The 18,444-nt window shown below is 66.9% G+C and carries 19 protein-coding genes; 12 read left to right on the top strand and 7 right to left on the bottom strand.

Annotation, left to right across the window (positions count from 1 at the left end):
* Window positions 1-53 precede the first annotated feature (53 nt).
* The gene (locus ACLQ3I_RS14455) at window positions 54-1,196 is read left to right on the top strand and encodes an acyl-CoA dehydrogenase family protein (RefSeq protein ID WP_425788982.1); all 1,143 of its coding nucleotides are present in this window, start codon (window positions 54-56) and stop codon (window positions 1,194-1,196) included.
* 25 nt (window positions 1,197-1,221) lie between these two features.
* Here the strand turns inward: ACLQ3I_RS14455 and ACLQ3I_RS14450 are convergent, their stop codons facing one another.
* Window positions 1,222-1,410, bottom strand: a complete 189-nt coding sequence (locus tag ACLQ3I_RS14450) for a hypothetical protein (protein ID WP_425788980.1) — start codon at window positions 1,408-1,410, stop codon at window positions 1,222-1,224.
* Window positions 1,411-1,500: 90 nt separating this feature from the next.
* Window positions 1,501-3,666 (bottom strand): MMPL family transporter, encoded by a 2,166-nt coding sequence (locus ACLQ3I_RS14445; RefSeq protein WP_425802664.1) that lies wholly within the window; start codon window positions 3,664-3,666, stop codon window positions 1,501-1,503.
* A 110-nt stretch (window positions 3,667-3,776) separates the two neighbouring features.
* On the opposite strand from ACLQ3I_RS14445, the gene ACLQ3I_RS14440 reads away from it, so the two are divergent.
* The 3 genes from ACLQ3I_RS14440 to ACLQ3I_RS14430 are packed head-to-tail and all read left to right on the top strand — an operon-like array spanning window position 3,777 to window position 6,774.
* A complete protein-coding gene (locus tag ACLQ3I_RS14440) occupies window positions 3,777-4,361 on the top strand; it encodes a phosphatase PAP2 family protein (RefSeq protein WP_425788977.1) in 585 nt (194 codons plus the stop codon).
* Between the two features lie 48 nt (window positions 4,362-4,409).
* Entirely contained in the window at window positions 4,410-5,663 is a 1,254-nt protein-coding gene (locus tag ACLQ3I_RS14435; RefSeq protein ID WP_425802662.1) for an acyl-CoA dehydrogenase family protein, read from the top strand.
* A gap of 37 nt (window positions 5,664-5,700) precedes the next feature.
* Entirely contained in the window at window positions 5,701-6,774 is a 1,074-nt protein-coding gene (locus tag ACLQ3I_RS14430; protein ID WP_425802660.1) for a phosphotransferase family protein, read from the top strand.
* Here the strand turns inward: ACLQ3I_RS14430 and ACLQ3I_RS14425 are convergent, their stop codons facing one another.
* Complete coding sequence (locus tag ACLQ3I_RS14425) at window positions 6,775-7,623, bottom strand: alpha/beta fold hydrolase (protein ID WP_425802658.1); 849 nt, start codon at window positions 7,621-7,623, stop codon at window positions 6,775-6,777.
* Window positions 7,624-7,705: 82 nt separating this feature from the next.
* Between ACLQ3I_RS14425 and ACLQ3I_RS14420 the strand changes: the two genes are divergently transcribed.
* Both ACLQ3I_RS14420 and ACLQ3I_RS14415 read left to right on the top strand, forming a co-directional pair.
* Window positions 7,706-8,284: a TetR/AcrR family transcriptional regulator gene (locus ACLQ3I_RS14420; protein WP_425802655.1), complete on the top strand. Its 579-nt coding sequence runs from the start codon at window positions 7,706-7,708 to the stop codon at window positions 8,282-8,284.
* A gap of 58 nt (window positions 8,285-8,342) precedes the next feature.
* Window positions 8,343-9,410, top strand: coding sequence for a MerR family transcriptional regulator (locus ACLQ3I_RS14415; RefSeq protein WP_425802653.1), 1,068 nt, complete (start codon window positions 8,343-8,345; stop codon window positions 9,408-9,410).
* A 134-nt stretch (window positions 9,411-9,544) separates the two neighbouring features.
* Here ACLQ3I_RS14415 and ACLQ3I_RS14410 read toward each other — a convergent pair whose 3' ends face one another.
* Window positions 9,545-10,129, bottom strand: a complete 585-nt coding sequence (locus tag ACLQ3I_RS14410) for a helix-turn-helix domain-containing protein (protein ID WP_425802650.1) — start codon at window positions 10,127-10,129, stop codon at window positions 9,545-9,547.
* Window positions 10,130-10,280: 151 nt separating this feature from the next.
* Between ACLQ3I_RS14410 and ACLQ3I_RS14405 the strand changes: the two genes are divergently transcribed.
* Genes ACLQ3I_RS14405 through ACLQ3I_RS14395 form a run of 3 tightly spaced genes read left to right on the top strand, consistent with a single transcriptional unit; the run spans window position 10,281 to window position 13,534 of the window.
* Window positions 10,281-11,666 carry a solute carrier family 23 protein gene (locus ACLQ3I_RS14405; protein ID WP_425802647.1) on the top strand — a complete coding sequence of 462 codons (1,386 nt, stop codon included), beginning with the start codon at window positions 10,281-10,283 and terminating at the stop codon, window positions 11,664-11,666.
* Window positions 11,667-12,731 (top strand): isopenicillin N synthase family dioxygenase, encoded by a 1,065-nt coding sequence (locus ACLQ3I_RS14400; RefSeq protein WP_425802645.1) that lies wholly within the window; start codon window positions 11,667-11,669, stop codon window positions 12,729-12,731.
* Window positions 12,725-13,534 (top strand): alpha/beta fold hydrolase, encoded by an 810-nt coding sequence (locus ACLQ3I_RS14395; protein ID WP_425802642.1) that lies wholly within the window; start codon window positions 12,725-12,727, stop codon window positions 13,532-13,534. The genes ACLQ3I_RS14400 and ACLQ3I_RS14395 overlap by 7 nt, the downstream gene beginning before the upstream one ends.
* 23 nt (window positions 13,535-13,557) lie before the next feature.
* Here the strand turns inward: ACLQ3I_RS14395 and ACLQ3I_RS14390 are convergent, their stop codons facing one another.
* On the bottom strand, window positions 13,558-13,806 hold the full coding sequence (locus ACLQ3I_RS14390; RefSeq protein WP_425802830.1) for a DUF2530 domain-containing protein: 249 nt from the start codon (window positions 13,804-13,806) through the stop codon (window positions 13,558-13,560).
* 190 nt (window positions 13,807-13,996) lie between these two features.
* Here ACLQ3I_RS14390 and ACLQ3I_RS14385 point away from each other — a divergent pair, with 190 nt between their 5' ends.
* A complete protein-coding gene (locus ACLQ3I_RS14385) occupies window positions 13,997-15,430 on the top strand; it encodes an NCS2 family permease (RefSeq protein ID WP_425802639.1) in 1,434 nt (477 codons plus the stop codon).
* A gap of 160 nt (window positions 15,431-15,590) precedes the next feature.
* Window positions 15,591-16,061: a MarR family transcriptional regulator gene (locus tag ACLQ3I_RS14380; protein WP_425788956.1), complete on the top strand. Its 471-nt coding sequence runs from the start codon at window positions 15,591-15,593 to the stop codon at window positions 16,059-16,061.
* 31 nt (window positions 16,062-16,092) lie between these two features.
* On the opposite strand, the gene ACLQ3I_RS14375 is transcribed toward ACLQ3I_RS14380, so the two are convergent.
* Window positions 16,093-17,337 (bottom strand): GNAT family N-acetyltransferase, encoded by a 1,245-nt coding sequence (locus ACLQ3I_RS14375; protein ID WP_425802637.1) that lies wholly within the window; start codon window positions 17,335-17,337, stop codon window positions 16,093-16,095.
* Window positions 17,334-17,588 (bottom strand): hypothetical protein, encoded by a 255-nt coding sequence (locus tag ACLQ3I_RS14370; protein WP_425802635.1) that lies wholly within the window; start codon window positions 17,586-17,588, stop codon window positions 17,334-17,336. The genes ACLQ3I_RS14375 and ACLQ3I_RS14370 overlap by 4 nt, the downstream gene beginning before the upstream one ends.
* Between ACLQ3I_RS14370 and ACLQ3I_RS14365 the strand changes: the two genes are divergently transcribed.
* Window positions 17,581-18,435 carry a TrmH family RNA methyltransferase gene (locus tag ACLQ3I_RS14365; protein ID WP_425802632.1) on the top strand — a complete coding sequence of 285 codons (855 nt, stop codon included), beginning with the start codon at window positions 17,581-17,583 and terminating at the stop codon, window positions 18,433-18,435. The two genes, ACLQ3I_RS14370 and ACLQ3I_RS14365, sit on opposite strands and share 8 nt — an antisense overlap.
* Window positions 18,436-18,444: the final 9 nt, after the last annotated feature.

Genomic DNA, 18,444 nt, shown 5'->3' with positions numbered 1-18,444 from the left:
ATAGTACTGTGGCTGGTACTTGAGTACTGTCCAGTTTCCCTCGGAGGTTCGACATGCCGGTTGATCGACTGCTGCCAACGGATGAGGCGCGCGACCTCATCGCCCTGACCAGGGAGTTTGCCGACAAGCGGTTCGTTCCGATCGTCGATGAGTACGAGAAGGCGGAGAAGTACCCCGACGGCCTGTTCGCCGAAATGGGCGAGGCGGGACTACTCGGTCTGCCGTATCCGGTCGAGTGGGAGGGCGGCGGTCAGCCCTACGAGGTGTACCTCCAGGTGCTCGAGGAACTCGGCGCGCGGTGGGCCGCGGTGGCCGTCGCGGTCAGCGTGCACGGACTGGCGTGTCATCCACTGTTCAACTTCGGTACCGAGGAACAGAAGCAGCGGTGGCTACCGGACCTGTTGAACGGCCGACAGATCGGTGCCTACAGCCTGTCCGAGCCCCAGGCCGGATCCGATGCCGCGGCGGTGGCCTGCAAGGCGACCGCTGTCGACGGCGGGTACCGCGTGAACGGTGCCAAGGCGTGGATCACCCACGGGGGTATCGCCGATGCCTACAACCTCTTCGCCCGCACAGGTGAGGGATCAAAGGGCATCAGCTGTCTGCTCGTACCCCGCGACACCGACGGCCTCAGCTTCGGCAGGCCCGAGGAGAAGATGGGTCTGCATGCGGTGCCCACCACGTCGGCCACCTACGACGATGCCCTCGTCGCCGACGATCGTCTGCTCGGCGGCGAAGGGGACGGGCTGACGATCGCCTTCTCCGCTCTCGACTCCGGGCGACTCGGTATCGCCGCGGTGGCCACCGGGCTCGCCCAGGCTGCCCTCGATGCCGCCGTCGACTATGCCCAGGAGCGAACAACCTTCGGTCGCAAGATCATCGACCATCAGGGCTTGAGTTTCCTGCTCGCCGACATGGCCGTCGCGGTGGATTCGGCGCGAGCGACCTACCTCGACGCCGCGCGCCGGCGCGACGCCGGACGTCCGTACTCCCGGGCCGCGGCGACGGCGAAGCTGGTCGCCACCGACGCTGCCATGAAGGTCACCACCGATGCGGTCCAGGTGCTCGGTGGGTACGGCTACACCCGCGACTTCCGCGTCGAGCGCTACATGCGCGAGGCCAAGATCACGCAGATCTTCGAGGGCACCAACCAGATCCAGCGACTCGTGATCGGCCGGGCACTGGCCTCGCGATGATCGCCACGTCCCGGACCCCGGCATCTCAGATGGCGGCGTCGGGGTAGTAGCGGAAGGCGCGTCGTTCACCGCGCCGCAACGACCTCGAGCCGAGCCGGGCGATGACCCACATCGGACCCGGAATGCGTCGCCCCGTTCCCTGAGGTGCGAGCTCGCGAGCCTCGAAGGGCGGATTCGTGGGTGCCGGTGGCGGTGGTGTCTGGATGGTTGTCATCAGCGGTCTCCTTGTCGGTGGGCTGTCCCGACAAGCATCCGGCGGACCGCTTGGGCCCCACTTGGAGTGCACTCGTGTGCGAGGACCCGATCACACGGGCGTCATGTGTGTTTCCCGCCGGGTGGGCTTCGGGTCCTCCGCCGCATCGGCATCGGCATCGGCATCGGGCTCGAGCCCGACCTGTGGCAGCAGCCGGTCGAGCCAGGCGGGGAGCCACCAGTTGAATCGCCCCAGCAGTGACATGGTCGCCGGCACCAGGACCATCCGAACCAGGGTGGCGTCGAGGAAGACGGCCACCGCCATCCCCAGACCCAGCATCTTCATCACGATGTCGGTCTCCGTCGCGAAGCTGAGGAACACCGCGACCATGATCGCCGCTGCCGTGGTGATCACCCGGCCGGTCTTGGCCAGCCCGCTGATCACGCTCGCCCGCGCATCACCGGTGGCGAGCCAGTCCTCTCGGATGCGGGAGAGCAGGAAGACCTCGTAGTCCATCGAGAGGCCGAACAAGATCGCGAAGACCAGGATGGGCACCCAGCTCGACACCGCGACCGGGTTGTCCACACCGAGCAACGACAGACCCCAACCCCACTGGAACACGGCGGTGATCACGCCGTAGGCGGCAGCCACTGACAGCAGGTTCATCGCCGCGGCCTTCACCGGGGCCACCACCGACCGGAACAACACGGTCAGCAGGATCACCGAGGCGATCACGACGAAACCGATCACCAACCACAGCCTGCGCTGCACCATGTGCGAGATGTCGTCGTAGTAGGGGGTCTCACCGGTCAGGATCGCGCCGTCGGGCAGACGTTCACGGATTCCCGAGAGCACATCGCCGGTCGCTGCTGCTGCCGGATCGGCGCTGATGGTGATCGGGACGATCTCGATTGCGCCGTCGGGGGATTCGGTGACCGGGGCCACCGCGGTCACACCCGGGACGCGGGCGATGTCACGCAGCGCCGCCATCAATCGGTCGCGATCGGTGGCCGACGGCGCGACGATCACGACGTCGGCATTGGTCCCCGGACCGAACTCGGCGGCCAGCAGGTCATGTGCGCGCCGCGTGGTCAGTTCGGTCGACTGGGCGCCGGAATCCGATGGCCAGGTCCGCATCGCGGCCGCCGGTGCGGCCAGGGTGACCAGGACGGTCAGCGCCAGCACGATCGCGACGACGGGCCGTTGCCCCACCCGTCCGGCCCAGCGGGCGGTCAGCGGCATGCGGCGCGCTCCGTCATCGGCTCCCGTCGGGAGGGGGCGCCTGGCCTTGCGCGACACGATCCGGTGACCCGCCGACCGGCACAGGGCGGGCACCACCACGAGGGTCGCGGCAAGCATCGCCACCACCGCGATCGCCGTGGCGAACCCGAACGACGAATACGTGGGCAGTCCGGCGAGCCGGAGACCCATCAACGACACGAGCACAGTGGTCGCGGCGAACGTCGCCGACCGGCCCGCGGTGGCGACCGACCGCGCCGCGGACTCGACGGGGTCGTGGCCCCGTCGGAGGAACTCGACGTGCCTGCTCACCACCAGCAGGGCGTAGTCGATCCCGACGCCCAATCCCACCATGCTCGCGACCATGGGTGCGGTCGGGCTCACGTCCATCAACCCGGCGAGCAGCATGATCCCGGCCGACCCCGCGACCAGCCCGGCGATCGCGGTGACGATCGGCAGACCGGCCGCGACCACCGATCCGAAGGCGAACACCATGATGAGCAGCGCGAGGGTGATCCCGATGATCTCCGCATGTCCCTTGATCGGGGCGGCCGCGGTCTCGGGTACCGACCCGTTCATCTCGACCTGCATGCCGTCGTCGGTCGTCGGGGCGACGGCCTTCTCGAGGCCGTCGGCGTTGCCCATGATCGACTGGTCGGTGACGGGGACGTCGTACCCGACGGTCACCACAGCGGTGTCGCGATCGGCGCTGTAGCGGGCGTCGCTGACGGTGGCCACGTGGTCCGTGTCGCCCAGCCGGCCGCGCAGGCCGTCGATCACGGACGCCGGGATGGTCCCGTCGTCGGAGTGGACGACGATGCGCGCGAACGCGTTTCCGGCGCCGGGGACGTGTTGGCGGAGCAGGTCGATCCCGGCCTGGGACGGGGTGCCTGCGACGTCCCAGTCCTCCTGGGTGTCACCGCCGAAGGTGGCCGATGCGGCCAGGAGGATACCGAGCGCGGCGACAAAGCCGATCAGCGCTCGGATGGGATGGGCCGCACTGGCGTGCCCGATCCGGTACAGCAGGGTGGTCTTCATCGGAGTCCTTTCGATGTGGGTCTGATCGTTAGGGTGGAATCCGTGACTTGTGGATCGCTTGGATGTGACTGGGGCCCGCGTCGAGCGGCGGACGCGACAGGTCGCAACCGGTGTTCTTGAGCCCCAACGGCGTGGATCGCGCGATCACCGACGCGGTGGTCGATGCACGCACCGACGTCGTCACCGACATCGCGCTCGTCGTGACGGCGACGGGAAACACCCTGGTCCTCACAACGGTCGTGGTGGTTGTGGTCCTCGGCCTCGTCGCAATCCGCGCGTATCCCGAGGCGGTCCTGGTGGGAGCCGGTTCCGCTGTCGGCTATCTGGCGATGGTGGGTCTCAAGCACCTGTTCGGCCGGCCGCGCCCACCGACGGTCGATCGCCTGCTCGACATCGACACCTACTCGTTCCCGTCGGGTCACGCGATGATGAGCACGATCGTGTTCGGGCTGTTGGCGGCCGCCGCCTTCCGACTGAGTGCCTGGGTGCGCGCGCACCGGTTCGTGCTCGCCATCGCGCCGATCTGGGCGATCGCCATCGGATGCAGCCGGGTGTACCTCGGCGTGCACTGGACCACCGATGTCCTGGCCGGATGGTTGATCGGCGCTGCCTGGGTGGCCGGATGTGTCTGGCTCTGTGCGCACTGGGCCCCGATGCCGAGCCGATTCCACGCGTCAGGACGTCTCGACGGCTGAGGCACAAACGTCCGCGCTCGCCGATGCCGACCGACTACCGTCGCGAGTATGGATTTCGCCCTCTCCGCACGGTCGGCCGACCTGACCGATCGTGTGCGCACGTTCATGGCCGACGAGATCATCCCCGTCGAGGCGCAGGTGCATCGCGACATCGCGCGGCGGCGCGAGTCCGGCGAGGACCGGTGGACGCCGCCTCCGATCCTCACCGAACTCAAGAGCAAGGCCCGCGCCGCCGGCCTGTGGAATCTGTTCCTGCCCAAGGAACATGCCGGCCGATATGCCGCAGATTTCGGCACGGACGGCGGCGAAGGTCTCAGCAACACCGATTACGCGCCCATCGCCGAGGCGATGGGTTCCTCGATGCTCGCCCCGCTGGTGTTCAACTGCAACGCCCCTGATACCGGCAACATGGAGGTGCTGTTGCGTTACGGCTCCGAGCCGCAGCGCGAGCGGTGGCTGGAGCCCCTGCTGAAGGGTGAGATCCGCAGCGCCTTCTGCATGACCGAACCCGACGTCGCGTCGTCGGATGCGACCAACATGGCCGCCACCGCGATCCCCGACGGCGACGACGTGATCATCAACGGCACCAAGTGGTTCTCCACCGGCGTCGGCAATCCCGACTGCAAAATTCTGATCTTCATGGGCGTCACCGACGCGACTGCCGACCGGCATGCTCGGCACACGATGGTGCTCGTGCCGATCGACACCCCGGGCGTCACCGTCGACCGCATGCTCACCACCATGGGCTACTTCGACGAACCGCTCGGACACGGCGAGGTGTCGTTCGACGACGTGCGGGTGCCGGCGTCGAATGTCCTGTTGGGGCCGGGCCGGGCCTTCGAGATCGCGCAGGGCCGACTCGGTCCCGGCCGCGTCCATCACTGCATGCGGGCCATCGGCCTCGCCGAACGTGCGCTCGAACTCGGCGTCCGGCGCTCGTTGGAGCGCACCGCCTTCGGGCGGCCGCTGGCCAAGCTGGGTGGCAACAGCGAACGGATCGCCGACGCCCGGATCGCCATCAACCGATCACGGCTGCTGGTCCTGCACGCGGCCTGGCTGCTGGATCAGGGGCTATCGCGCGAAGCGGTCTCGGCGGTGAGCGAGATCAAGGTGGAGGTGCCCAACATGGCGCTCGACGTGATCGATCTGGCGATCCAGCTGCACGGCGGCGCGGGCCTCACCGACGACTTCCCGCTTGCGGCATCCTGGGTCGGCGCACGCTCGCTGCGGCTGGCGGACGGACCGGACGAGGTGCACCGCGGTGTCGTCGCGCGGATCGAGCTGGGAAAGTATCGCGGATGAGTGGCGATGGATCGTGTCGGAGTCGGAGGGAGACAACATGAGCAGTCAGGTGGCCGGGGCCAAGGCGGTACGGGACGAGGACGCGTTCGACGTCGAGCGGGTGGCGGAGTGGTTGCGTGCGAACGCCGACGACGCAACAGGTCTCGACGGCACCCCGGAGGTGCGTCAGTTCTCCGGTGGTGCTTCGAATCTCACGTTCCAGCTGACCTATCCGGATCGGGAGGTCATCCTGCGCCGGGCGCCCAAGGGCACCAAAGCGCGCGGTGCGCACGACATGGGCCGTGAGTTCCGGATCCAGTCGAAGCTCGCAGGCGTTCTGCCCTACGTGGCACCGATGGTTGCCTTCTGCGACGACGAGTCGGTGCTGGGCGCCGACTTCTATGTGATGGGCAAGATCGACGGCGTCATCCCCGGCAAGGAGTGGCCCTCAGACGTCGCTCTGTCGGGGGAACAGGCCCGCCAACTCTGCTTCACCTTCATCGACGTCCTCGTCGAACTCCATTCGGTCGACGTCGAGGCGGCGGGTCTCGCCGATCTCGGCAAGGGCCTCGGCTACGTCCGGCGCCAGGTCGACGGATGGTCGACCCGGTTCCGCAACGCCCGGACTGACGATGCGCCCGACTATGAATCGGTGATGGCGTGGCTTGACGAGAACCAGCCCGACGACGTCGCGAACTGTGTCATCCACAACGACTACAAGCTCGACAACGTCGTCCTGGCGACCGGGGATGTCACCCGCGTGGTCGGCATCCTCGACTGGGAGATGGCCACATTGGGTGATCCGCTGATGGATGTCGCCGGTTCGCTCGCGTACTGGGTGCAAGCCGACGATGACGAACAGCGGCAGATGATGCGCCGGGTGCCGACCAATCTGCCCGGCATGATCACCCGAGCCGAGTTCGTCGAATATTATTGCGAACAAATGGGTTTCGCGATGACGCCGGATCGGTGGCGATGGTATGAGGTGTTCGGGTTCTTCCGATCCGCGGTGATCGCCCAGCAGATCTACTACCGCTACTACCACGGACAGACCACCAACGAGGCGTTCGCGATGCTCGGCGCAGCCGTTCACGTCATCGACGAGGAGATCGCGCGGCTGATGGCGCGTTGATCACTGGCCGGTGGCCGGGACCCGTGTCAGGAATGTGCCGATCTCGCGGGCGACCGCCGCCGGCTGGTCCAGCATCGACAACACGTAGGCCTCGTGGATCTCGGCGTGACGCGCGCGCGGGATCAGGTCCGCGAGCCGGCGGCCGTGCGAGGGCGGCATCACCCGGTTCTCCGGCGACCACAACACCAGGGCGTCGCCGCCGAATCCCGCGAGCGCCTCGGTGTCGCGGATCAGGGCCGCATCATCGAAGGCGGTTGCGGTGTACTTCTGCAGGTCGCGCCGCACGCCCGGATTGCGCAGACACGGTTCGGTCCACCGGCGGACGACCTCATCGGGGATCGGGTGCCGCACCATCGCGCCGAACAGCAACGGCGTGCGGCGCAGCCATCCGATCCGGAGCTGACGAGCCGCGAGGGTTATGCCGCCCGGGAGCTTTGTTGCCAGAGTCGCCATCCGGCCGGGCAGGCCCGGCGGAAAGTTCTCGAAGGCCTCGCAGGGCAACACGACCATCGCGCTCACCCGGTCGTCGCGACCGATCGCGGTGAGGAAGAGCCCGCCGCCCCAGTCGGCATGGATGAGCGTCACATCATGGAGGTCGAGTGCGTCGAGGAAATCGGCGACCAGGTTGACCATCCCGGGCATGGCGAGGTCGGCATCCGGATTCATCGAGACCCGGTGCCCGCCGAGCGGTAGGACCGGACGGATGTACCTGAATCCCTTCGGCAGCAGCGGCAGCGTGGTGTCCCAGAGGGTCTCGTCCATGATCAGGCCGTGTAACAGCACTACGGGCGGACCGTCGCCGTCGTCGGTGTATTCGATCGTGCCTGCGGGCAACCGGACCTGCATCATGATGAACTCCTTCTCGTGGCGTCCGTCTGGAGTAGTCTCTCTAGAGAAATCACTCTAGAGCAAATGATCTAGGATGTGAACCGTGCAGACAGATCAGCGCATCACCGTGGCGATGGCGGAGCTCCTGCGTCGGCAGGGCTACGCAGGGACCGGGATCAAGCAGGTCATCGAGGCGGCCGGGGTGCCGAACGGCTCTCTGTACCACCACTTCCCGGGCGGCAAGAGCGAGGTCGCCGGTGTGGCGCTGCGGACCATGGGCGCTGCCTACGCCGAATTGGTCGGCGGGCTGCTCGCCGACGGCGACGATCTGCCTGCCGCCATCGAGCGTGCTTTCGACGCAGCCGCGGACGACATCGAGAACACCGGATGGATCAACATGTGCCCGGTGGGGACGATCGCCGGAGAGGTCGCCGACGCCGAGCCCGCCCTGCGTGAGGTGGCGGCAGAGATCTTCGCCTCGTGGATCGACGGCGGCACGGAGCTCATCGTGCACCGCGGATATGCCACCGACGACGCCCGCGGCTTGGTGACGGCGCTCGTGGCCGCGCTCGAAGGGGCCTTTGTGATGGCTCGGACACTCCGGTCGACCGAACCGCTGCGTGGCGCCGGTCGCGCCATGGCTGCATATGCCTCGTCACTGCCGGTCGGTGCGCGATCGTGAGTGAACAGGCGGGTCGCGCCTTGACCTTCACGTTGGTCGAAACCCCAGCATTGTCGTCATGATCAACGACGACCTCCTCACCATCAGTGTCTTCGCGCGGGCCTGCGGCCTGACCGCGAGTGCGTTGCGCTTCTACGCGGACTCCGGACTGCTCGAGCCCGCATTCGTCGACGAGGCGACCGGATACCGCTACTACACACAGGATCAGCTCGATGGGGCGGTGATGGTCCGGCGCCTGCGCGAGATGGGGATGCCGTTGTCGCGCTTACGCGATGTGATCGACAGCGGCGACCCGCGGTCGGCAGCCGAACTGATCGACGATCACCTGGCGGAACTCATCGCCAGGGTGCGCAGTGCGACGGAAATCGCCGAGGTGGCGAAAGAATCACTGTCGTCACCGCTGCGAGCTGCGACAGTGCATGTGGACCTGAGCGGGATCCGCCTTGCCGCGGCGCTCGAACAGGTGCTGACGGCGACGGTCGTCGACGCGGAGTTGCCGGTGCTGAACGGGGTGCACGTGGTGGTGGGGGCCGGCACGATCACTCTGGTGGCGACCGATCGACTCCGGTTGACGACGCGGACGCTCGCGACGAACGGCGGAACCGGCGAGAACTGGTCGGCCACCATCGACGCCGATGATCTGCGGTCGGCGTTGTCGTGGATCCGCCGGCAGCATCAGGTGTCTCTCGCCGGTGACGGAACTGTCGAGATCGCCTCGGAAGCCGGAGTCCGACGGTGCCGGATATTGGACGTCGTCTTCCCCGATCACGAGGAGATGCTGCGGTCGTTGCCGTCGAGTGCGACTCGTGCGGTGGTCTCCAGAGGCCGGTTGCTCGATGTCGTCGAGCAGTTTCGCTCGAGGTACCTGCGCCTCGAGATCGGCTCGTCCGGCAACGATTTCGTGGTCTCGGGAGGAGTGGACGAGCCGGCCGTGGCGGTCACTGCGTCGGTCAGCGGTCCGGCCATCGGTATCGACTTCGACGCGGTGACCCTACATCCCGCGGTCGGGGCCGCGATCGGTCCCGAGGTGATGCTCGAGCTCTCCGGGCCGGAGCACCCGATGATCGTGCGGTCTGCCGACAGCGGCGACCTGACCACCGTCGCCATGCCGGTTCGGGTGGGCTGATCCGCGGTGGGACGCCATCAGATCCCCACCAGGTCGATCCGCGACGGCCAACGCGGGCAACGTGAATCGTCCACGATGGTCGCGAAGCGTGCCAAGGCTCACACCGGCGGACCGGCATCATCGGGAGGTGTGACTCAGAACGGTGGTGAGCTGGTGATGAGGAATCGTGCAGGCCGGTCGGCGCGGTTGTGCCAGCGGTGGCGGACGGTCGCGGCGTAGTAGAGAACGTCGCCGGGGGCGAGCCGATAGGTGGTTGCGCCGACTTCCATCTCCAGCGCGCCGTCGATGACGTAGACGAATTCCTCACCGGCGTGCTCCGTCGCCGATGACGCCGAAGTGCCTGGGCCGGCGGTGATCTCGTTGGCCGCCATCGCCGCGCTGCGACGTGCACACCGGCGCATGGTGGCCCCCGGGGACGCCTCGAGCAGCGGTCCGTCGGAGGCGCGCACCAATGACACCTCGTCATCGGAAGGGCTCAGCAGCTCGTGAGCGGTGGTTCCGAGCGACCGGGCGATGGTGTGCAGATTGAGGATGCTGGGAACGGTGTGTCCGTTCTCTGCCTGGGACAGAAAGGACTGGGACAAACCGGTACGCTGCGCGAGCGCCTGGAGCGTCAGTCCTGCGTTCTTGCGGGCGGATCGGATGGCTGCGCCGAGCGTCACGGCGAGTGCGAATGCGTCCTCGCTCTGATCCCCGACATCGGGCGCCACCTCGTGCACGCGTCTCACGGTAATCGAGTTCAGCGGTGTCTGCGCAGCGTGCGGCATCGTGGCGGACGTTTACACGGCGGTCACAATATGGGTAGCACTGAAGAAATATTCGATCTGTTCAATATCGACTGCCCGCTCCTCTACGCCCAACGGAGAACACATGTCGGAACACACGGTCGATGTCAGACCCCCTTGGGGACGCTTGGTCGCGTTCGCCATGCAGCACGTCCTCATCATGTATACGGGATGTATCACGGTGCCCTTGGTCTTCGGCGCCGCGGTCGGGCTCGACAGCTCCGACATCGCGTTCCTGATCAGCGCCGACCTGCTCATCGCCGGCATCGTGACAGCGCTGCAGGGCTTCGGACTGGGGCGCATCGTCGGCGTCAGACTCCCGATCGTGTGTGGCGCGACCTTCAGCGGTCTGACCCCGATGATCCTGATCGCCCAGAAGTATGGGCTGCAGGCCGTCTATGGGTCGATGCTCATCGGCGGCATCGTCGGGCTGGCGCTCGCGATCCCGTTCTCGCGGGTGATCCGGTTCTTCCCAGCCCTGGTCACCGGCAGCGTGCTCACGGTCATCGGGCTTTCCCTGATCGGCGTGGCCGGTGGGCTCATCGTCGGGTCCGATTCGGCGGCACCGGATTACGCCTCTCCACGGAACCTTTTGGTGGCCGCGGTCGTCGTGGTGGTCGCGCTGGTGCTGTTATGCCTCGGGAGAGGTCTGTGGTCGCAGTTGGCCGTGCTCATCGCACTCCTCGCGGGAAGTGCTCTCGCCGCGAGTCTGGGTATGTTCGATCTCGGTGCGCTCGGTTCCGCTTCCTGGGTGGGATTCCCCGCACCCTTCCACTTCGGCGTCCCGCACTTCCCGATCGCCGCAGTGGTGTCGATGAGCATCGTCATGACCGTGGTGTTCGCCGAATCCACGGCCAGCATGCTGGCGATCTCAGAGATCACCGGCAAGAAGCTCAGCACCGGGGACCTCGCTCGGGGGCTCGTCGGAGACGGAGTGTCCGGTGTCCTCGGCGGCATCTTCGGCGGCTTCATGGACACCGTCTTCGGGCAGAACGTCGGCGCGGTGGCCACCAGTCGTATGCACAGCCGGTTCGTCACCGGCAGCAGCGGGTTGATCCTCATCGTGTTGGCCCTGATCCCCAAGATGGGTGCCGCGGTCGCTGCGCTGCCCGGTCCGGTGGTAGGCGGAGTCGGGCTCGTGTTGTTCGGTACGGTCACGATGATCGGCATCCGGACGCTCGCCCAGATCGACCTCAACGATCAGGTCAACGTGGCGATCGCCGCCACGTCGATCGGGATCGGGTTGCTGCCGGAATATGTGCCGGACATGCTCGAGCGACTTCCGGATGCGATGCAGATCATCTTCGGTAGCGGCATCACCCTCACGGCGATCGTGGCCTTCACGCTCAATCTCGTGTTCCGCCACTCGCCCTTGCGGAGACGCGTCGCCACAGAGCCGGTGACGAATGCGACCACCGACATCGTGGTCGTCTCCGCAGACCAGCCCGCCACAGTGAAAGGCAGTGCATAGATGAACCAGCGCGAACCCGGCGACGCGTTCGTCGTCCCGACCGTCGACATCTCGGCCTACGTCGGTGAGGGCTCGACGACGGCCCGCCGCGACGTGGCGCGTGCGATCGACGATGCCTGCGCCACGGTCGGTTTCATCCAGATCGTCGGCCACGGCATCCCCGACTCCGTCATCGAGGGCCTCGCGTCGGCGGTCGACGATTTCTTCGGTCTCGGCCTCGAGGACAAGAAGGGTTATCGCGTGCCCGGTGCCAACCGCGGCTACACGGCACCGAAGACGGAGTCCCTGAGTCTCAGTGCCGGCGTCGAATCGGCCTCGCGGATGAATGACTTCTTCGAAGCGTTCAACGTCGGTGCGGAGGCGAGGTCGTTCACCGGACTCGATCTCGACGAAGCCGATTACGGCATCAACCTGTGGCCCGACATCGATGGATACCGTGTGCGGGTCGAGGCGTACTTCCAGGCGGCACAACGAGTTTCCGGAACTCTCACCAGGATCTTCGCGGACGCGCTCGGCGAAGAGTCCGACTTCTTCGAGCGGCTCACCGATCACTCGATCGATGTGTTGCGGATGAACAACTACGCTCTGCCGCCGGGCACCGACGTCACACTCGACGGCGACCTCACCGGAATGGGAGAGCACACCGATTTCGGCATCGTCACCGTGCTGTGGGCGGATCAGGTCCGAGGGCTGCAGGTACTCGCACGCGATGGATCGTGGCACGACGTGGAACCTGCCGACGGCGCGTTGCTGGTCAATCTGGGCGACCTGACCGCACGCCTGACCAATGACCGCTGGATGTCCACACTGCACCGTGTGAAGCCGCCGGTGGTCGACGGCACCATCGAGCGCCGACGGTCCGTGGCGTTCTTCCACGACGGCAACGCCGACGCGGTCATCTCCACCTTGGCGAGCCACCTCGAGTACGACAATGGACTGGCCTACGAGCCGATCACGGTGACCGATCACATCGCGGCGAAGTTGGCCGGATCGCGTGGCGGGAAACTCAATTCCGCCGCGGTCCGGGAGGCCACCCGAGTGCTGCACGCTGCCGAGAAATGGTGACGCGCAACCCGACCGCGGTTCTCATCCACGGCGCCTGGGCCGGCCCCTGGGTCTGGGACCTGGTGGCGCCGTACATGGCCGAGGCCGGGATCGACACCCGGTGTCCGGACCTTCCCGGGTCGGGCGGCTGGGAGCCGGACGAGACCGTCGCGCTACCGGACCTGGTGGCCCACGTCCTCGGGGACCTCGGCGACATCGAGGGGCAGATGGTCGTGATCGGTCACAGCGGCGGCGGCGTGGTGGCGACCGGCGTCGCCGAACACCTCTGCCGGGTAGGCGATAGCCGTCTGGCCGGATTCGGTGTCGTCGCGGGAATGATGCTGCCTGCCGGAATGGATTTCGGCCAATTGTGTGATGTCGCGGGACTGACTGCACCGGTGGGTATCTCGGCTTTCACGGAGCCGACCGCAGATGGGCGCGGAACCGTCGTCGATCCGGCGGCCGCAGCTGCGGTCTTCTTCCACGGCGCCCCGCCCACATTGTCGGTGCCTGCGGCGCATCGTCTGGTGCCGCAGTTGGAGAGTGCACGGTTGATCGCGCCGGACTGGACGCCCGATGGTGCCGGAGTGCTGCCGAGGCTCTATGTGGAGGCCACGCGGGACCGCTCGGTGCCCCTGGCCGCGCAGCGAGCGATGCAACGATTGAGCCCGGGAGCGCGGGTCGTGACACTGGAATCCGATCACGCTCCGCAATTGTCACAGGCGGCGGAGTTGAGCGAGATCCTGGCGGCGTTCGTTCTCGACGTCCGGGACCGGGCCGAACCGCCGCGACCTCGGGTGCCCTCGGGCGCCGATCGTCGGTGAGCCGCGTGGGCTCGCGAGGTGGCTCAATCAAGGCCCTGCTGGGCGGTGCGGTCGCCGCGGCGCACGGCGGCACGCTGTATCAGGAAGATCGTCGTCCCCAGGACTCCGACCGCCAGGCCGACGAGGCACACTGCCAGCGTGCGATCGCCACCCCAATCCGTCAGTCCCACCACGATCGCCGCGACGAGCCAGGCGAGCATGCCGGCGATGATGACCGGCTCCGGGGCGCGCAAGACAGAAGGTAGTTCGGGGATGTCGGATGCGTCGGCCATGCCATCAGAGTAACTTTCGTTTGTGCCCACCGATCCGTCGAGCGAGCCCAGCACGTCGTCGACCGAGTCCACGGAGACATCGGCGGCGCCCTCCACCCCTTCGATGGAATCCACCGGTTCACCGGGGGAGCCCAACGGTTCGCCGGGGGAGTCCTCCGCACCATCGGGTGAAACGGTGAGGTCGCAGCCCATGGGACCGCTGGACCGATTCTTCAAGATCGGTCAGCGCGGGTCGACCGTCAGTCGGGAGATCCGCGGCGGCCTCGTCAGCTTCTTCACGATGGCCTACATCGTGGTGCTGAATCCGATCATCATCGGCGGCATACCCGGTGAGCCGAAGAATGCCGACGTACTCGGCAACGTCCTCCCGCTGGCACAGGTCGCGGCGGTCACCGCCCTCGTCGCAGGCGTCATGTCGATCATCTTCGGTCTGGTCGCCAACTACCCGTTCGCCATCGCCACCGGTCTCGGCATCAACAGTCTGCTGGCCGTCACGATCGCGCCACAGGTGACGTGGCCGGAGGCGATGGGACTCGTGGTGATCGACGGCATCATCATCGTCCTGCTGGCGGTGACCGGGTTCCGGACCGCGGTGTTCAACGCGGTCCCGGCCGAGTTGAAGGCGGCGATCGCGGCAGGCATCGGTGCCTTCATCGCTTTCCTCGGCTGTGTCGATGCCGGGTTCGTGCGCCGGGTACCCGACGCCGCGGGGACGACCGTCCCCGTGCAACTCGGTACCGACAACTCGATCAGCACGATCCCGACGCTGATCTTCTCGCTCGGTGTCCTGTTGATGGGCGTGCTGGTGGTGCGCAAGGTGCCTGGTGGACTCCTGATCGGCATCGTCATCACGACCGTCGTCTCGATCATTCTCGAGTCGACTCTCGACCTCGGGTCGAGTGCTGACGACCCCAAAGGGTGGAGTCTGTCGATTCCTCAGATTCCCGACGGATTCGGCGGCATACCCAATCTGAGTCTGGTCGGCGACGTCGATCTGTTCGGCGCTTTCACTCGGATCGGAGTACTGGCGGCGTCGGTTCTCGTCTTCACCCTGGTGCTGTCGAACTTCTTCGACGCAATGGGCACGATGACGGGTCTCGGCAAGGAGGCCGGACTGAGCGATGACAAGGGCAACCTGCCCGGGGTCGGCCGCGCGCTGGTCGTGGAAGGGACCGGCGCGGTTGCCGGCGGCGTCGCGTCGTCGTCGTCGAACACCGTCTTCGTCGAGTCGGCATCGGGCATCGCCGAAGGTGCGCGGACCGGTCTCGCGAACGTCGTCACTGGCGTGTTGTTCCTGCTCGCGATGTTTTTGACACCGCTTTACGAGGTGGTTCCGCTGGAGGCGGTGGCACCCGCACTGGTGGTTGTGGGCGCCATGATGATCGGTCAGGTGAAGCTGATCGACTTCACCAAGTTCTCCCACGCGCTGCCCGCATTCCTGACCATCGTGATCATGCCGTTCACGTATTCGATCGCCAACGGCATCGGTGTGGGGTTCATCAGCTGGGTGGTGATGGCGGCGGCAGCAGGCAAGGGCCGGTCGGTCCATCCGTTGCTCTGGATCATCGCCGCGGTGTTTGTAGCATATTTCGCCCGCGGACCGATCTACGACTTGGTGGGCTGACCACAGCGGGTCGGAATGGTCGACCTGTGTCCTCCAAAAGGACGAATCCCGCAGTCGCAAATCACGCTATCGCATTGCGTGATCGCAGAAGTGAATTACGCTTAGCGGCGTGGACTCAGTGGTCTCAGATTTGGCTCGCTCGGACAGGACATTCGCGGACATGACTATCTCGCACCTCGCAATCACGGATATGACCTTGCCCGACAGAACGCTGTCCGGTGAGTTGTCGCTGGCGATCGTCCGACTCGCCAGACGGCTGCGTGGGCGCCGGGTCAGCAAGGTCGTGTCGCTGACGCAGTTGTCCGCGCTGTCGACGCTCCACCACGAAGGCCCCATGTCGCCGGGCGCGCTGGCCCTCGCCGAACGCGTGCAGCCGCCATCGATGACCCGGGTGATCGCGTCGTTGTCGGACCTCGGGATGGTGCGGCGCGAACCGCATCCGACCGACGGCCGGCAGGCGATCGTCACGCTTGCCGAACGCGGCAATGAGGTGATCACTGCCGAACTCGACGCCCGCGAGGAGTGGTTGAGCGCGCGGCTGGCAGAGCTGACGCCACACGAGCGAGGTCAGCTGGCCGCCATCGTCCCGATCATCAGCAAGCTCATCAATGGCGACGACGACGTCCGCTGAGTGAACGGTCGTCCCGCGACGTGAACGACGACTAGAAGAACGTCCCGGCGAACGGTGCCCGATCGGTGCCGAAGGCACGGTCGAGGGCAGCGAGGGTGTCCGCGCTGTCGGTCCACAGACGCTCGGATGCCGCGAATCTGCGGGCGGGTGTCCCACCGAGGAAGATCGACCCGAGTACCGAGATGTCCAGGCGTACCGTCGGCGTCGCCGAACTGGGCGCGACGATCGCGCCGCCGTCGCGGACGGAAACGTCGAAAATGCCTCCGCGGCCTCGGAATTCGTCCGTCACCTCGATCACGGCGTCGAGATCTGCCGCATAGCGGCGGGAGCCGAGCGCACGTGGGACATCGAGGATGCGGAGCCACATCGTGTCGCGGACCCCGGTCACCGCGACTGCTCGATGATTCGTCAGGGAGACGGGCAGCGGATCGTCGACGGGAATCGACGCGGTGACCGTCGGCATGAGATCGAGTCCCACGAGCACCCGCCACAGGTCGATGCGTGCCTCGTCCGTGGCAGCGACCACCTCGGTGATGTCCCCACGGGTCGGTTGGGTGGACTGGTTGATCCGGTACGCCGCGTAACCGTCGGGGTGGAGCAGATAATGCATGCCGCTGCTATGGGCCGGGCGCTGCGATTCGCGATCGGCCAGGATCGGGTCCCACCACGACTGTGGGCGGGCCAGGGCGCCCGGACGGGTTGTCGTCCAGCGCGCGTGGAGTTCGGGGATGTGGCGGGCCACCTCGTCGCCCGTGGCGTAGTTGACCGGTGAGTGAGCACGGTCGGCCCGGTGTCGCATCTTGGCGGCACCGAGGTCGACGGTGACGTCCTGCGCGAAACAGGTCGGGCCGAATCCGAAGCGCTCGTAGATGGTCGCCTCGCTCGCGGTGAGGATCGCGAACACGTGATCCTCGGCTTCCCACTGATCGAACAGCTCCGTGATCATCGTCCGCAGGATGCCGCGCCGGCGGTGGGTCGCGGCCACCGACACCCAGGAGAGTCCGGCCGCGGGGCGCGCCGCGCCGCCCGGCAACGTCATGACCATGCGATAGAACATCGAGACGCCGACGAGAGGCTCGCCGGCGAGGCCGTCGGGATCGCGCACCAGCACGACGTCGGCGTCGTCGACCTTGCCCCGCATGTCCGCCTGCTCGGCCGCCGACAGCGGGTTGGTCATCAGGAAGGCGCGCGCGTCGGTCGCGAAGATCTCGTCCCAGTCCGCATCGGTGGCACGGGCCACGGTGAGCGCGGATGAAGCGGCCTGCAGATTACTCACCTGTCAACCGTTTCACAGGCGGTCGGGACCGATGCGAGCAGCCCCGCCATCCCGCCGACAGCAACCCCGATCCCGCCGACAGCAAGCCCGATCCCGGCGACAGCAACCCCGATCCCGGCGACAGCAACCTCGATCCCGGCGACAGCAACCCCGATCCCGGCGACAGCAACCCCGATCCCGCCGAGAGCAACGCGCGTCCGGACCGGTCCGGACGCGCGTGTAGCTCCTTGGCAGACTGTCGGGGTGGCCATCATCCGAGTCGACGTCATCGACATCGACGACCCCGCCGATCCCCGGGTCGACGACTTCCGGGATCTGAACTCCGTGGACCGGCGACCCGACCTGCCCGTGTTGCCGGGCGGCCGGGTGGGCAAGGGCCTGGTGATCGCCGAGGGGGTGCTCGTCGCCAAGCGCATGATCGCCTCCCGATTCGCGCCACACGCATTCCTCGGGGTCGACAAACGCCTCACCGAACTCTCCGACGAGCTCACCGCGCCGTCCCTCGACGGTGTGCCCTTCTACCGCGCCTCCGCGGAGGTGATGGCCGAGGTGGTCGGTTTTCACCTGAACCGAGGAGTCCTCGGGGCGGCGCGCCGGCCCGAGCCACTGTCGGTCGCGGATGCGATCGCGGATGCGCGGACCATCGCGGTCCTCGAGGGCGTCAACGACCACGAGAACATCGGCAGCATCTTCCGCAATGCCGCGGGGCTCGAGGTGGACGCCGTGCTGTTCGGTGCCGGTTGCGCCGACCCGCTGTACCGACGCTGCGTCCGGGTGTCGATGGGTCATGCGCTGCTCGTCCCGTTCGCGCGCTTCGACGATTGGCCGAGAAGCCTGACCGCACTGGGCGACAATGAGTTCCGGCTGATCGCGCTGACCCCCGGCGACGGTTCCGTCCCGTTGTCGGATGCGGTCGGCGCGGAGAAGGTCGCATTTCTGGTCGGCGCCGAGGGGCCCGGATTGTCCGAGACGGTGATGCGTGCCAGCCATGTCCGCGCCCGGATTCCGATGAGCCGCGGCACCGACTCGCTCAATGTCGCGACGGCCGCGGCGATCGCGTTCTACGAACGTGCCCGATCGGGCACCATGGACGGATGATCTCGACCG

It is taken from the genome of Gordonia sp. DT101 (genome assembly GCF_049844895.1).
GTDB lineage: Bacteria > Actinomycetota > Actinomycetes > Mycobacteriales > Mycobacteriaceae > Gordonia.
The sequence above is the reverse complement of the archived record's forward strand: the minus strand, read 5'-3'. Positions and strand labels throughout refer to the sequence as shown.

Bases quoted from the DNA above. Each gene is read 5' to 3' on its own strand.
- ACLQ3I_RS14455 (WP_425788982.1), top strand. From the start codon at position 54: ATGCCGGTTGATCGACTGCTGCCAACGGATGAGGCGCGCGACCTCATC.
- ACLQ3I_RS14450 (WP_425788980.1), bottom strand. From the start codon at position 1,410: ATGACAACCATCCAGACACCACCGCCACCGGCACCCACGAATCCGCCC.
- ACLQ3I_RS14445 (WP_425802664.1), bottom strand. From the start codon at position 3,666: ATGAAGACCACCCTGCTGTACCGGATCGGGCACGCCAGTGCGGCCCAT.
- ACLQ3I_RS14435 (WP_425802662.1), top strand. From the start codon at position 4,410: ATGGATTTCGCCCTCTCCGCACGGTCGGCCGACCTGACCGATCGTGTG.
- ACLQ3I_RS14430 (WP_425802660.1), top strand. From the start codon at position 5,701: ATGAGCAGTCAGGTGGCCGGGGCCAAGGCGGTACGGGACGAGGACGCG.
- ACLQ3I_RS14425 (WP_425802658.1), bottom strand. From the start codon at position 7,623: ATGATGCAGGTCCGGTTGCCCGCAGGCACGATCGAATACACCGACGAC.
- ACLQ3I_RS14415 (WP_425802653.1), top strand. From the start codon at position 8,343: ATGATCAACGACGACCTCCTCACCATCAGTGTCTTCGCGCGGGCCTGC.
- ACLQ3I_RS14405 (WP_425802647.1), top strand. From the start codon at position 10,281: ATGTCGGAACACACGGTCGATGTCAGACCCCCTTGGGGACGCTTGGTC.
- ACLQ3I_RS14400 (WP_425802645.1), top strand. From the start codon at position 11,667: ATGAACCAGCGCGAACCCGGCGACGCGTTCGTCGTCCCGACCGTCGAC.
- ACLQ3I_RS14395 (WP_425802642.1), top strand. From the start codon at position 12,725: ATGGTGACGCGCAACCCGACCGCGGTTCTCATCCACGGCGCCTGGGCC.
- ACLQ3I_RS14390 (WP_425802830.1), bottom strand. From the start codon at position 13,806: ATGGCCGACGCATCCGACATCCCCGAACTACCTTCTGTCTTGCGCGCC.
- ACLQ3I_RS14385 (WP_425802639.1), top strand. From the start codon at position 13,997: ATGGGACCGCTGGACCGATTCTTCAAGATCGGTCAGCGCGGGTCGACC.
- ACLQ3I_RS14380 (WP_425788956.1), top strand. From the start codon at position 15,591: ATGACTATCTCGCACCTCGCAATCACGGATATGACCTTGCCCGACAGA.
- ACLQ3I_RS14370 (WP_425802635.1), bottom strand. From the start codon at position 17,588: ATGGCCACCCCGACAGTCTGCCAAGGAGCTACACGCGCGTCCGGACCG.